This is a genomic window from Paraburkholderia sp. GAS333 (assembly GCF_050435665.1).
GTDB classification, from domain to species: domain Bacteria; phylum Pseudomonadota; class Gammaproteobacteria; order Burkholderiales; family Burkholderiaceae; genus Paraburkholderia; species Paraburkholderia fungorum_A.
On record NZ_JBNDKS010000001.1, the window covers coordinates 1,133,804 to 1,147,497 of the forward strand.

Below are 13,694 nucleotides of genomic sequence, written 5' to 3' on the forward strand. Positions count from 1 at the left end.
GCTGGCACATGCATCAACGTGCGCGGTGAACGTGCGTAGTGAGCGCGTTTCGCGCACCTGAATGGACGCATGAAGCCGGCATCCGTGTTCCGAGGGTTTGCGAGCTTCGCGGGCCGCTTCGCTGCATTGGCGAACGGCTGGCGCGGCCTTCACAAGCCACCTATTTTTTCCCTTTTCAAACAGCGAAATCGCCGTGCGTCTGACCTCGATCAAACTCGCTGGCTTCAAGTCATTCGTCGATCCCACGCATTTCCAGGTCCCGGGCCAGCTAGTCGGCGTGGTCGGGCCGAATGGGTGCGGCAAGTCCAACATCATCGACGCCGTGCGCTGGGTGCTCGGCGAATCGCGCGCCTCCGAGCTGCGCGGCGAGTCGATGCAGGACGTGATCTTCAATGGCTCGACCGCGCGCAAGCCGGGTAGCCGCGCCAGCGTCGAACTCGTGTTCGACAACGCCGACGGCCGTGCCGCCGGGCAGTGGGGCCAGTATGCCGAGATCGCCGTCAAGCGCGTGCTGACGCGCGACGGCACCTCGAGCTACTACATCAACAATCTGCCGGCGCGTCGCCGGGACATTCAGGACATCTTCCTCGGCACCGGTCTCGGGCCGCGTGCTTACGCAATCATCGGGCAGGGCATGATCGCCCGCCTGATCGAGGCGAAGCCGGAAGAGCTGCGCGTGTTCCTCGAAGAAGCCGCGGGCGTGTCGAAGTACAAGGAACGCCGTCGCGAGACTGAGAATCGTCTGCATGACACGCGCGAAAATCTGACGCGGGTCGAAGATATCGTTCGCGAGCTGAGTGCGAATCTCGAGAAGCTGGAAGCGCAGGCGGTCGTCGCCACGCGCTACAAGGAACTGCAGACGGACGGCGAAGAGAAGCAGCGTCTGTTGTGGCTGTTGCGCAAGAACGAAGCCGGCGGCGAGCAGCAGCGCCAGCAACGCGCAATCGAACAGGCGCAGATCGATCTCGAAGCGCATACCGCGAAGCTGCGTGAAGTCGAGGCGCAACTGGAAACGCTGCGCGTCGCGCACTATTCCGCCAGCGACGCGATGCAGGGCGCGCAAGGCGCGCTTTACGAAGCGAACGCGGAAGTCAGCCGGCTCGAAGCCGAGATCAAGTTCATCGTCGAATCGCGTAACCGCGCGCAGGCCCAGATCGCGGCGCTAACCGCGCAGCGCGAGCAGTGGCAGTCGCAGGCCGAAAAGGCGCAAGGCGATATCGAAGACGCCGAGGAGCAACTCTCCGTCGCCGAGGAAAAAGCCGCGCTCGCCGAAGACGAAGCCGCCGCGAAGCACGATGCGATGCCTGCGCTCGAAGCGCGCTGGCGCGATGCGCAGACCGAACTGAACGCGGAGCGCGGCGGCATCGCGCAGACCGAACAGGCGCTGAAACTCGAAGCCGCGCATCAACGTAATGCCGATCAGCAGTTGCAGCAGTTGCAGCAACGTCACGAGCGGCTGAAGTCGGAAGCGGGCGGACTCGACGCCCCCGACGAAGCGCAACTCGAAGACCTGCGCATGCAGCTCGCCGAGCACGAAGAAATTCTGCACGACGCGCAAGCCCGTCTCGCCGACGCGCAGGAAACGCTGCCGCGTCTGGACGGCGAACGCCGCGCCGCGCAGGAGCGCGTGCAGGCCGAAAGCGCGCAGATTCATCAGCTCGACGCACGTCTTGCCGCGCTCAAGCAGTTGCAGGAAAACGTCCAGACCGAAGGCAAGATCCAGCCGTGGCTCGAAAAGCACGAGCTTGGCAGCCTGCCACGTCTGTGGAAGAAACTGCACGTCGAAGCCGGGTGGGAAAACGCGCTTGAAGCCGTGCTGCGCGAGCGTCTCGCCGCGCTGGAAGTGTCGAATCTCGACTGGGTCAAGGCTTTCGCCACCGACGCGCCGCCCGCCAAGCTCGCGTTCTACGCCCCGCCCGCAGCCGGTCAGCCGGTCGCGGCACCGGCCGCGCTACGGCCGCTGCTGTCTCTGGTGCGTATCGACGACGCCGGCATTCGTGCGGTATTGAACGACTGGCTCGGCCTCGCGTTCGTCGCCGACGACCTGCAGCAGGCGCTCAGCCTGCGCACGCAGTTGCCGGAAGGCGGCTCGTTCGTCGTGAAGGCGGGACACGTGGTGACGCGCGTCGGCGTTCAGTTGTATGCAGCCGACTCCGAACAGGCCGGCATGCTGGCCCGTCAGCAGGAAATCGAAAATCTCGGTCGCCAGGTGCGCGCCCAAGCGTTGCTTGCCGATGAAGCGAAGGCCGCCGCGATCCGCGCCGAAGCCGCGCACACGCAGGCTGCGCAGACGCTGACCGATGTGCGTCAACAGTCCGAGCGCGCCACGCAACGCGTGCACGCGTTGCAGATGGACGTGCTCAAGCTCACGCAGGCGCACGAGCGTTACACGCAGCGCAGCACGCAGATTCGCGAGGAACTCGAAGAAATCACCGCGCAGGTCGAAGAACAGCGGGCCATGCGCGCGGAGTCGGAAGCCAATTTCGAGCGGCATGATTCCGAACTCGCCGAATTGCAGGCGCGTTTCGAAGACCACCAACTGGCCTTCGAAGCACTCGACGAAAGCCTCACCACCGCCCGCGGCCAGGCGCGCGATCTCGATCGCAACGCCACCGATGCACGCTTCGCCGCGCGCAACATGGCGAACCGCATCGACGAATTGAAGCGCAGCATTCAGGTCGCGCATGAGCAGCGCGAGCGGGTCGAGGCGTCGCTCGAAGACGCCCGCGCCGAACTGGAAACGATCAACGAACAAACGGCTCACACGGGCTTGCAGGACGCGCTCGACATCCGTTCGGTCAAAGAAGAAGCACTGCACGCCGCGCGTCTGGAACTGGACGATCTGACCGCCAAACTGCGTGCCGCCGACGAAACCCGCCTCACCGCCGAGCGCGCGTTGCAGCCGCTGCGCGACCGCATCAACGAATTGCAGTTGAAGGAGCAGGCGGCGCGGCTGAACGGCGAGCAGTTCATCGAACAACTCGCGGCAGCGGGTGTCGACGAGGCCGAATTGCAGGCCAAGCTCACGCCGGACATGAAGCCGTCGTACCTGCAGGGCGAAGTCACGCGCATCAACAACGCGATTACCGCGCTGGGTCCGGTCAACATGGCGGCGCTCGACGAACTGAAGGCGGCGACCGAGCGCAAGACGTTCCTCGACGCGCAGTCGACCGACCTGAACAGCGCGATCGAAACGCTGGAAGACGCGATCCGCAAGATCGACGCCGAAACGCGCACGCTGCTGCAAGGCACGTTCGACCAGGTGAACCATCATTTCGGCGAACTGTTCCCGCGTCTGTTCGGCGGCGGCCAGGCGAAGCTGATCATGACCGGCGACGAAATTCTCGATGCCGGCGTGCAGGTGATGGCGCAACCTCCGGGCAAGAAGAATTCGACGATTCACCTGCTGTCGGGCGGCGAGAAAGCACTGACCGCCACCGCGCTGGTGTTCGCGATGTTCCAGCTGAATCCGGCGCCGTTCTGTCTGCTCGACGAAGTGGACGCGCCGCTCGACGACGCCAACACCGAACGTTTCGCGAACCTCGTGCGGGCGATGTCGGACAAAACCCAGTTCCTGTTCATCTCGCATAACAAGATCGCGATGGAAATGGCGCAACAGTTGATCGGCGTGACCATGCAGGAGCAGGGCGTGTCGCGGATCGTCGCGGTGGACATGGAATCGGCGGCCGGTTTCGCCCAGAATATCGTTTGAGTTAAGCCTTCGCGGGCGTCCGCGTTCAGCGCTGCGGCTTGAGTGGTTGCCGCGCGACACGTGAAGCGGGCGCACAACCGCGCAGATAAAAGAATTGCTGATGGAGCATGCATGGACGAGTTGACACTCGGTTTGATCGGCGCGGGTGCCGTGGTGGTCGGAGGCGTGGTTGTGTACAACGCGTGGCAGGGCGCCAAGGTGCGTCGCAAGATGCCGCGGCCCATGCCGGCCGAAGCTGCCGAAAGCTTTGCGCGGGACGAGCAGGAGGAGCAAAGCCCGTTCATCGAACCGGCGCGTCCGACTACGCGTCGTGAGCCGGTAGTCGGCGCGGATGCGCCGGCGGAAACGGGCGCGGCGCGTGTCGAACCGACGTTCGGCGCTTCTGCTGGCGCTGAGCCGCTCGACACACCGGCCGATATCCAGGCGGAGACGACTACGCCGAATGGTTATACGGAAGAGGAAAGATTCACTGAGGCTGAAGGCGTAGCGCGGGGCGAGACAGCTTCTGCCTCGGGCGAAGCGGCTCCTCAGGCCGACGAACCGGTCGAGCCGATTCTGCCTGCCGCTACGACCATTTCGTCGGCGCCTCCAGCTATCGTCGATCGCCGGATCGATTGCATCGTGCCGATCCGTTTGAACGGCCCGGTTGCCGGCGACAAGGTAATTCCGCTCGCGCAGCGTCTGCGGCGCGCGGGCAGCAAGCCGGTGCACATTGAAGGCAAGCTCGAAGGCGGCGCGTGGGAATTGCTGCAAAACGGCGCGCGCTATGAAGAATTGCGCGCGGCCGCTCAGTTGGCCAACCGCAGCGGCGCGCTCAACGAACTCGAATTCTCGGAGTTCGTGACCGGCGTGCAGCAGTTCGCCGACGCGCTCGATGCGTCGCCGGAATTCCCCGACATGCTTGAAACGGTGGCGATGGCGCGCGAACTCGACGCGTTCGCTGCGCAATGCGACGCGCAGTTGTCAATCAACGTACTCTCCGACGGCGCGCCCTGGTCGGCCAATTACGTGCAGGCGGTGGCGTCGCAAGACGGCTTGCTGCTTTCGCGCGACGGCACGCGTTTCGTCAAGCTCGATTCGCGTCAGAGCCCGGTGTTCATGCTGCAATTCGGCGACACCAACTTCCTGCGCGACGACCTCACGTACAAGGGCGGCCAGATGATCACGCTGGTGCTCGACGTGCCGGTTGCCGACGAAGACATTCTGCCGTTCCGGCTGATGTGCGATTACGCGAAGTCGCTGGCGGAGCGGATCGGCGGGAGGGTGGTCGACGATGGCCGCCGTCCGTTGCCGGAAACTGCGTTGCTCGCCATCGAAAAGCAATTGATGACGCTGTATGCAAAGCTCGAGCAGGCGGGCATTCCGGCGGGTTCGCCGGCCACGCGGCGCCTGTTCAGCCAGTAAATTCCGGTATTTACCAGACGCTTTCGACGGCCGCACGATGTGCGGCCGTTGTCGTTTTCGACGCCGCATTCGCCTTCAGCAGAAAGGCAATCATAGACGCGTTGAATCCTGCCCGAAACCTGGCCATTCGGCCGATGTAAAGGGGCACGCTTCCTGCGATAATCCAGTGTCTGAATTTCATTGAAGAAACGTCCTCCAGCATGGCCCGAACTCCCGTCTCTCCTCCTGCAGCCAATGCCCCCGCCGAGCGGGCCGTGTGGCTGCGCGCGGAACTCGAACGCGCGAACTACGCGTACTACGTGCTCGACCAGCCCGACCTGCCGGACGCGGAATACGACAGGCTGTTCAAGGAACTGGAAAGCATCGAGACGGAGCATCCGGATCTGATCGTGCCGGATTCGCCCACGCAGCGCGTCGGCGGCGAGGCCGCTAGTGGATTCGAGCAGGTGGTGCACGATCAGCCCATGCTGTCGTTGAACAACGGTTTCGCCGACGAAGACATCGCGGCGTTCGACAAACGCGTCGGAGACGCGCTCGGCAAGAACACGAGCGAGCCGCCAGTGCCGGTCGATTACGCGGCCGAGTTGAAGTTCGACGGCCTCGCGATTTCGCTGCGCTACGTCGACGGCGTGTTCGTCCAGGCGTCCACGCGCGGTGACGGCACGACCGGCGAAAACGTCACCGAAAACGTCCGTACGATCCGCTCCATTCCGCTGATGCTCAAGGGCAAGCGCGTGCCGCACGTACTCGACGTGCGCGGCGAAGTGCTGATGTTCAAGCGCGATTTCGAGCGTTTGAACGAACGCCAGCGCGCGGCGGAGCAGAAAGAATTTGCCAATCCGCGTAACGCTGCGGCGGGCAGTTTGCGGCAACTCGATTCGAAGATTACCGCGCAACGGCCGCTGTCGTTTTTCGCTTACGGAATCGGCGTGCTCGACGGCATCGAGATGCCGGCCACGCATAGCGAACTGCTCGACTGGTACAAGGAACTCGGCTTGCCGGTGAACGGCGAACGCGCGGTGGTGCAGGGGGCCGACGGCTTGCTCGGCTTCTTCCACACGGTTGGCGAGAAGCGCGACAAGTTGCCGTACGACATCGACGGCGTGGTTTATAAGGTCAACCGCCGCGACGAACAGGACGCGCTCGGCTTCGTGTCGCGAGCGCCGCGCTTTGCGCTGGCGCACAAATTCCCCGCGCAGGAAGCGCTGACCAAACTCGTCGCGATCGACGTGCAGGTGGGCCGCACCGGCGCGATTACGCCGGTGGCTCGGCTGGAGCCGGTGTTCGTCGGCGGCGCGACAGTGACGAATGCCACGCTGCATAACGAAGACGAAGTGCGCCGTAAAGACATTCGCATCGGCGATACGGTGATCGTGCGGCGCGCCGGCGACGTGATTCCCGAAGTGGTCAGCGCGCTGCTCGACCGCCGCCCGGACGACGCCCGCGAATTCGTGATGCCCACCCAGTGCCCGGTGTGCGGCTCGAACATTGAGCGTCTGCCCGACGAGGCGATTGCCCGGTGCACGGGCGGGCTGTTCTGCCCAGCGCAGCGCAAGCAGGCGCTGTGGCATTTCGCGCAGCGTCGCGCGCTGGATATCGACGGGCTGGGCGAGAAGATCATCGATCAACTGGTCGAGCAGAACCTCGTGCGCACGCCTGCCGATCTGTTCAATCTCGGCTTCGCGACGCTTGCCGAACTCGACCGTTTCGCTGAGAAATCTGCGCAAAACCTGCTCGATTCGCTGGAAAAAGCCAAACACACGACGATGGCCCGCTTTATCTACGCGCTCGGTATTCGCCATGTCGGCGAATCGACCGCGAAAGATCTCGCAAAGCACTTCGGTTCGCTGACTCCGATCATGGACGCGTCGGTCGAAGCCTTGCTGGAAGTCAGCGACGTGGGCCCGGTGGTCGCCGAATCGCTCCATCAGTTTTTCGCCGAAGAACACAACCGCACGGTGATCGAGCAACTGCGCGCGCCGGGCAAGGTCACATGGCCGGAAGGGCCGCCTGCGCCGAAGGCGCCACAAGGCGTGCTGGCCGGCAAGACGGTGGTATTGACCGGCACTTTGCCGAGCCTCGCACGCGAGGAGGCGAAGGAAATGCTCGAAGCGGCTGGCGCGAAGGTGGCCGGCTCGGTGTCGAAGAAAACGGATTACGTGGTCGCTGGGGCCGAAGCGGGCAGCAAGTTGGCCAAGGCAGAGGAACTCGGCATCCCCGTACTCGACGAAGATGGTATGCGCAAGCTCCTGGAGGGGCAGTTATGATCCGCGAAATTCTTAAGATGGGCGACCCGCGTTTGCTGCAGATTGCCGATCCGGTCGATCACTTCGACACGCCTGAATTGCATGAACTCATCAAGGACATGTTCGAGACCATGCACGACGCGAACGGCGCGGGTCTCGCCGCACCGCAGATCGGCGTGAATCTGCAGGTGGTGATCTTCGGTTTTGGGCAGAACCAGCGTTATCCGGACGCACCTCCCGTGCCGGAAACGGTGCTGATCAACCCGACCATCACGCCGGTCTCGCTCGATATGGAAGAGGGCTGGGAAGGCTGTCTGTCGGTGCCGGGTCTGCGAGGGGCGGTGAGCCGTTTTTCGATGATCAAATATCACGGCTTTGATCAATACGGCAAACCGATCGACCGGGTTGCCGAGGGCTTTCATGCGCGGGTCGTGCAGCATGAATGCGATCACCTGATCGGCAAGCTGTATCCGATGCGGATCAACGATTTTGCGAAGTTCGGTTTTACCGAAGTGCTGTTCCCGGATATGGATCCGAATAGCGACGATTGAGGCGGCGCTTTTCTGCCGATTAACAAAAACCCACGCCAAGGCGTGGGTTTTTTGTTGGTCTCATCGTCAGGCGGGCGGAGCGGCTTAAGTCGTCCGCCCGCTGCCTGATTCGTAAGCGGCGCGACCGATCAGAACGACTCGTCCGCCGACAGATAGCGCCATTGGCCTGGCGGCAATGCGCCCAGCATCACCTGACCCATCCGCACGCGCTTCAGGCCGATCACTTCGAGGCCGACCAGTTCGCACATCCGGCGAATCTGGCGCTTCTTGCCTTCGCGCAGCACGAAACGAAGCTGCTCGCCGTTCTGCCAGTTGACTTGCGCCGGCTTCAGCGGCTGGTCGTCGAGCGACAGGCCGTGGCACAGCAACTCAAGACTTTCCGCCGGGAAATGACTTTCAACGTCGACCGTGTGCTCGCCATAAGCCACGCGCACCAGATACTCCTTGTCGATCTCCGAATGGCCACCGATCAACTGCTTGGCGACACGCCCGTCCTGCGTCAAAACCAGCAGGCCAGTCGAGTCGATGTCCAGACGGCCGGCCGGCGCGAGTTGACGCAGATGGGCGACGGAGAAACGAATCTCGGAATGGTCGCCTTCCCAGCGATTCTCCGGCGTAACCAGCGTGATCGCCGGCTGATAGCCATCTTCCGCCTGGCCGGATACGAGTCCGACCGGCTTGTGAATCAGCACCGTCACCTGGCTCGCCTGCGCGGCTTCGGCGGCGGGATCGATCTCGATGCGCTGGTCCGGGCGAACCTTGGTGCCGAGCGTGTCGACGACTTCGCCGTCCACCATTACCCAGCCTTTCTCGATCCACTCGTCGGCTTCGCGGCGTGAGCAAAGGCCGAGTTCCGACATCAGTTTCGACAGACGCAGCATGCCCGGCGCGTCTTCATAATCGCGACGCGGCGTGCGCGGTGCGGCGTCGTTGTCGTCAGCGACACTGCGTTCGGTACGGGCAGCGGGTGACGGGCCGCGCGGTTTGTCGGCTCGTGCCGGACGGTCGTCGCCGAAACGGCGCGTCGCGGACGGCAACGATTTGTCGAAGCTGCGGGCAGGGCGTTCGCCACGCTCGGACGAACCGCGTTCGCCTTCGAAGCGGCGCGGCGCGCTTTCGCTGCCACGGCGATCCTGCGAGGCACCGCGGTCGTTGCCGAAACGGGGGCGATCGCCACGCGGACCGCCTTCGGACGGACGGCCATCGCCCGTGCGCGGGCCGCTGAACGGGCGACGTTCGCCGTCGTCACGACGCGGAGCGCGCTCGCTACTGCCTTCGAAACGGCGGGGTGCGCGTTCGGTGCGATCACCGGAGTCACGACGCGGACCACGATCGCCGTCATCACGACGGGGCGGGCGGTCGCCGAAGCTGCGCGGAGCGCGTTCGGTGCGATCACCAGAGTCACGACGCGGACCACGGTCGCCGTCATCACGACGGGGCGGGCGGTCGCCGAAGCTACGCGGAGCGCGTTCGGTGCGATCACCGAAGTCACGGCGCGGACCACGATCACCTTCATCGCGACGTGGCGGCCGGTCACCGAAGCTGCGTGGAGCGCGTTCGGTACGATCACCAGAGTCACGACGCGGACCACGGTCGCCTTCATCACGACGCGGCGGACGGTCACCGAAGCTACGCGGAGCGCGCTCGGTACGATCTGCGCCACCTTCGAAGCGGCGTGGCGCTCGCTCGGAACGATCCCCAGCGTCACGACGCGGACCACGATCGCCTTCATCACGACGCGGCGGGCGGTCACCGAAACTACGCGGAGCGCGATCGCTACGATCTGCACCACCTTCGAAGCGGCGTGGCGCTCGCTCGGAGCGATCCCCAGCGTCACGACGCGGACCACGATCGCCGTCATCACGACGCGGCGGGCGGTCACCAAAACTACGCGGCGCCCGCTCGCCATCATCGCGACGCGGACCGCGATCGCCCGCAGCCCCTTCCCGCCGCGGCGGCCTATCCGACGGCGCACGTCGGGGCGCGCCCGAATCCCGCTCGCGCGAAAACGATCCTTCGGCACGCGGCGCGCGCGGACCGGCACCGGCCGGCTTACCCGCTGGCCGCTTACCACCACCAGCCGTAGCGCCAGCGCCTTCGTCCCGCGCCCCGCTAAAACCCGCCGTCAACGGCTTGGGTCCCGCCGGACGCGTCGGCTTACGCCCCGACGTGGTACCGGTACGGACAGGGGCGCGTTCGGACGAAGCCGGCCGCGGGTGCTTGGCTGTTAATTTGACTCGCATGAAATCTCACACTGCAATCGCGCGCAGCAGTTCGGTCTCGACCTGAATTTGCAGGCGGTTGTCCGACAGACCGCGTCCTTCCAGCAGGAACACGTCTTCGACGCGTTCGCCGAGCGTATTGATCCGCGCCGAAGCGACGCCGACCCGGTGCTCGGCCAGCACGCGCGCGATCGAATAAAGAAGGCCTGGCCGGTCGTTCGCCGACACGGACAGGATGTAGTATTGGCCGCGCTCGTCGGCTCGAAGATCGACGCGCGGCGTAACAGGGAAGGTCCGCGACAGCCGCGACAACCGGCCTTTCGACGGACCCGGCAGTAGGGTGCCGTCGCCGGTGAGGCGTGCGGTCAGTTCCTGTTCGACCAGATTGGCAATATCCCGATAATGCACGTCTTCTTCAGTATGCGCGACGAGGAAATTATCGAGCGCATAACCGTGACGGGTCGTGCTGACCCGCGCATCCAGTACCGACAGGCCGCTGCGGTCGAAGTACGCGCAAATGCCGGCGAACAGATCGGGCTGATCTTTCACGTACACCAGCACCTGAAGCGCTTCGCCGATTGGCGAAGGACGCGCGCGCACGATCGGCGTCGGCGTTTCGACATGGCGGGACAGCACGCGGGTTTGCCACGCGATATCAGCCGCGTCGTGGCGCAGAAAATAGCCGACGTCCAGCTTGTCCCACAGCGCCTTTTGCGCGCCGTCCGGCACGGTTTCGAGACGCAGCAGCGCGAGCGCCTCTTCCTTGCGGGATTTCAACTCGGAATGCTCGTCGGGCCGTGCGCCGCCGAGAACGGCGAGCGTTGCGCGATAGAGGTCTTCGAGCAGCTTGCCTTTCCACGTATTCCAGACTTTCGGGCTGGTGCCGCGAATGTCGGCCACCGTCAGCAGGTAAAGCGCGGTGAGGCGCCGTTCGGTGTCGACCAGCTCGGCAAAGCGCTTGATGACTTCCGGGTCGCTCGTGTCCTGCTTCTGTGCGACCTGGCTCATGGTCAGATGCTGCTGTACCAGCCACACGACCAGGTCGGCGTCTTCGCCCTCGATGCCATGCTGACGGCAGAAGCGCCGCGCGTCGGCCATGCCGAGTGTGGAATGGTCGCCGCCACGCCCCTTGGCGATATCGTGGAACAGCGCCGCCACGTAAAGCACCCACGGGCGGTCGAAATTGACGATCAACTGGCTGCAGAACGGATATTCGTGCGCGTGCTCGGCAACTGCAAACCGCCGCAGATTGCGCAGCACCATCAGAATATGCTGGTCAACCGTGTACACGTGATACAGATCGTGCTGCATCTGTCCGACAATTCGTCGGAAATTCAGCAGATAGCGTCCGAGAACGCTCGTCTGGTTCATCAGGCGCAGCGCATGCGTGATGCCGGCCGGCTGCTTCAGGATATCCATGAAGAGACGCCGGTTTTCCGGATCGCGGCGCCAGTGCTGGTCCATCACGTCGCGCGCGTTGTAGATCGCGCGCAGCGTGCGCGCCGACAGCCCCTTCACACCGGGCGTCTGCTCGTACAGCAGGAATGCTTCGAGGATCGCGTTCGGCTCGCGCTGGAACACGTCGTCGTCGGCGATTTCGAGCATGCCCTGTTTCTCGACGAAACGATCCGATAGCACGCGCGTAATGCCGCTGGTGTTGGGAAACAGTTGCGCTTCGATGTTCTGGATCAGAATCGTCGCGAGTTGCGTGACGGCTTTGGCAGCCCAGTAATAGCGGCGCATCAGCTGTTCGCTCGCGCGCTTGGTGGCGGTCGGCTTGTAGCCGAAACTTTCGGCCACCGGCGTTTGCAGATCGAACACCAGAATGTCCTGCCGACGCCCGGCGGTCACATGCAGTCGCGCTCGCAGCGTCTTCAGAAAACTCTCATTGCGGCGCAATTCGCCCGCTTCGCGCTCGGTAATGAGCCCGCGCGCTTCGAGTTCGCGCCAACTGCTGCCAAATTCTGCCGCCTGGGTGATCCAGAGAATCAGCTGAAGGTCGCGCAGGCCGCCGGGGCTTTCCTTGACGTTGGGTTCGAGCGAGTAGGGCGTGTCCTGAAATTTCGCGTGACGCTGACGCATTTCCAGCACCTTCGCCTGGAAAAACGCCTTCGGATCGAGTGCTTCGCGATAGCGCCGCGCGAAGTCGGCGAACAGTGTGGCGCTGCCCGTGATCCGCCTTGCTTCGAGCATCGCGGTGCGCACGGTGACGTCGTTGGCCGATTCTTCGAGGCATTGCGACACGCTGCGCACGCTGCTGCCTAGCTCCAGCCCCAGATCCCACGCGAGGCTGATAAAGCGCTCGACGCGCGCTTCCAGATGTTCAAGCGGTGCGTCGGGCAGTAAGACCAGAATGTCGATGTCGGAATGCGGCGCGAGTTCGCCTCGCCCGTAGCCGCCGACAGCCAGCAGCGCCAACTCGCCCGGCAGCTCGCAGGTATCCCAGGCGGCGCGCAGGGAATCGTCGGTGGCGCGGGCCAATGCCGCCATCAACGCATCGACGTTGGTGGCGGTTTTGAAGCGTTCCAGCAATTGGGCTTTGGCCACTTTGTAGTCCGCCTTGAGCGACGTGGCATGGGATTGGGCGACGGCTGGAACACTACTCATTGGCAGGCGGGTCGGCAGACGGTGGGTCGGGGGACGGTCAGGCGGTAGCCGCGACGAGCGGCGGACGCGCAGGCGTGCCGGCGGAAACGGTTAGCACGTCATAACCGGTTTCCGTGACGAGCACGGTATGTTCCCATTGCGCCGACAGGCTGCGGTCCTTCGTCTTGACGGTCCACTGGTCGGGCATGGTGCGGATGTCGCGCCGGCCGGCGTTGATCATCGGTTCGATCGTGAAGATCATGCCGGCCTGAAGCTCAAAACCGGTGCCGGGACGGCCGTAGTGCAGAATTTGCGGGTCTTCATGAAAGACCGTGCCGATGCCATGGCCGCAATATTCGCGCACGACGCTATAGCCTTGGGCTTCGGCATGCTTCTGGATCGCATAGCCAATGTCGCCGAGATGCGCGCCGGGACGCACCTGATCGATACCCAGCCACATGCATTCGAAGGTGGTCTGAACCAGCCGTTTAGCCAGAATCGACCCTTCGCCGACGATAAACATCCGGCTCGTATCGCCGAAATAGCCTTCTTTAATAACGGTGATGTCGATATTCAGCGCATCGCCGTTTTTTAGCGTTTTGTCGCCGGGAATGCCATGGCAGATCACGTCGTTGACGGAAATGCAGGTGGCTTTCGGATACGGCGGGTAGCCGGGCGGCTGATAATTCAGCGGCGCGGGCACCGTGCCCTGTTCCTTCAGCATGTATTCGTGACACAGGCGGTCGAGTTCGCCGGTCGTGACGCCGGCCTTGACGAACGGCGTGATGTAGTCGAGCACTTCGCTCGCGAGTTTGCAGGCGACGCGCATCTGCGCGATATCGTGTTCGTTTTTGAGCGTAATAGCCATAAGTCGGGCCTGAAATGCAAGTTATTGCATGATTATCGCACCATATTCCGGCTGCCGCAGGCTTTTGCGCCGGGGTTGGCGCGTTTTGCAGGCTGCTTTCCGGTG

General features: G+C 63.8%; 7 protein-coding genes. 4 read left to right on the forward strand and 3 right to left on the reverse strand.

Annotated features, from left to right (window positions below):
- Positions 1-193 precede the first annotated feature (193 nt).
- The 4 genes from smc to def all read left to right on the forward strand — a co-directional run bounded on the left by smc (position 194) and on the right by def (position 7,913).
- Positions 194-3,712, forward strand: a complete 3,519-nt coding sequence (gene smc, locus ABH945_RS05135; protein ID WP_429249905.1) for a chromosome segregation protein SMC — start codon at positions 194-196, stop codon at positions 3,710-3,712.
- A gap of 111 nt (positions 3,713-3,823) precedes the next feature.
- On the forward strand, positions 3,824-5,116 hold the full coding sequence (locus ABH945_RS05140) for a cell division protein ZipA C-terminal FtsZ-binding domain-containing protein (protein WP_429249906.1): 1,293 nt from the start codon (positions 3,824-3,826) through the stop codon (positions 5,114-5,116).
- A gap of 200 nt (positions 5,117-5,316) precedes the next feature.
- Positions 5,317-7,383 (forward strand): NAD-dependent DNA ligase LigA, encoded by a 2,067-nt coding sequence (ligA, locus tag ABH945_RS05145; protein ID WP_429249907.1) that lies wholly within the window; start codon positions 5,317-5,319, stop codon positions 7,381-7,383.
- Complete coding sequence (gene def / locus ABH945_RS05150; RefSeq protein ID WP_074764249.1) at positions 7,380-7,913, forward strand: peptide deformylase; 534 nt, start codon at positions 7,380-7,382, stop codon at positions 7,911-7,913. The genes ligA and def overlap by 4 nt, the downstream gene beginning before the upstream one ends.
- Positions 7,914-8,041: 128 nt before the next feature.
- Here def and ABH945_RS05155 read toward each other — a convergent pair whose 3' ends face one another.
- From ABH945_RS05155 to map, 3 genes are read right to left on the reverse strand one after another with little or no spacing between them, the layout of a single operon-like run.
- On the reverse strand, positions 8,042-10,156 hold the full coding sequence (locus ABH945_RS05155; RefSeq protein ID WP_429249908.1) for a pseudouridine synthase: 2,115 nt from the start codon (positions 10,154-10,156) through the stop codon (positions 8,042-8,044).
- A 6-nt stretch (positions 10,157-10,162) separates the two neighbouring features.
- Complete coding sequence (locus ABH945_RS05160; protein WP_429249909.1) at positions 10,163-12,742, reverse strand: [protein-PII] uridylyltransferase; 2,580 nt, start codon at positions 12,740-12,742, stop codon at positions 10,163-10,165.
- 37 nt (positions 12,743-12,779) lie between these two features.
- Positions 12,780-13,589 carry a type I methionyl aminopeptidase gene (gene map, locus ABH945_RS05165; RefSeq protein ID WP_429249910.1) on the reverse strand — a complete coding sequence of 270 codons (810 nt, stop codon included), beginning with the start codon at positions 13,587-13,589 and terminating at the stop codon, positions 12,780-12,782.
- Positions 13,590-13,694 lie beyond the last annotated feature (105 nt).

Excerpts from the sequence above, each read along its gene's own strand:
- ABH945_RS05155 (WP_429249908.1), bottom strand. The coding sequence starts at position 10,156 with ATGCGAGTCAAATTAACAGCCAAGCACCCGCGGCCGGCTTCGTCCGAA.
- ABH945_RS05140 (WP_429249906.1), top strand. The coding sequence starts at position 3,824 with ATGGACGAGTTGACACTCGGTTTGATCGGCGCGGGTGCCGTGGTGGTC.
- ABH945_RS05160 (WP_429249909.1), bottom strand. The coding sequence starts at position 12,742 with ATGAGTAGTGTTCCAGCCGTCGCCCAATCCCATGCCACGTCGCTCAAG.
- map (WP_429249910.1), bottom strand. The coding sequence starts at position 13,589 with ATGGCTATTACGCTCAAAAACGAACACGATATCGCGCAGATGCGCGTC.
- ligA (WP_429249907.1), top strand. The coding sequence starts at position 5,317 with ATGGCCCGAACTCCCGTCTCTCCTCCTGCAGCCAATGCCCCCGCCGAG.
- def (WP_074764249.1), top strand. The coding sequence starts at position 7,380 with ATGATCCGCGAAATTCTTAAGATGGGCGACCCGCGTTTGCTGCAGATT.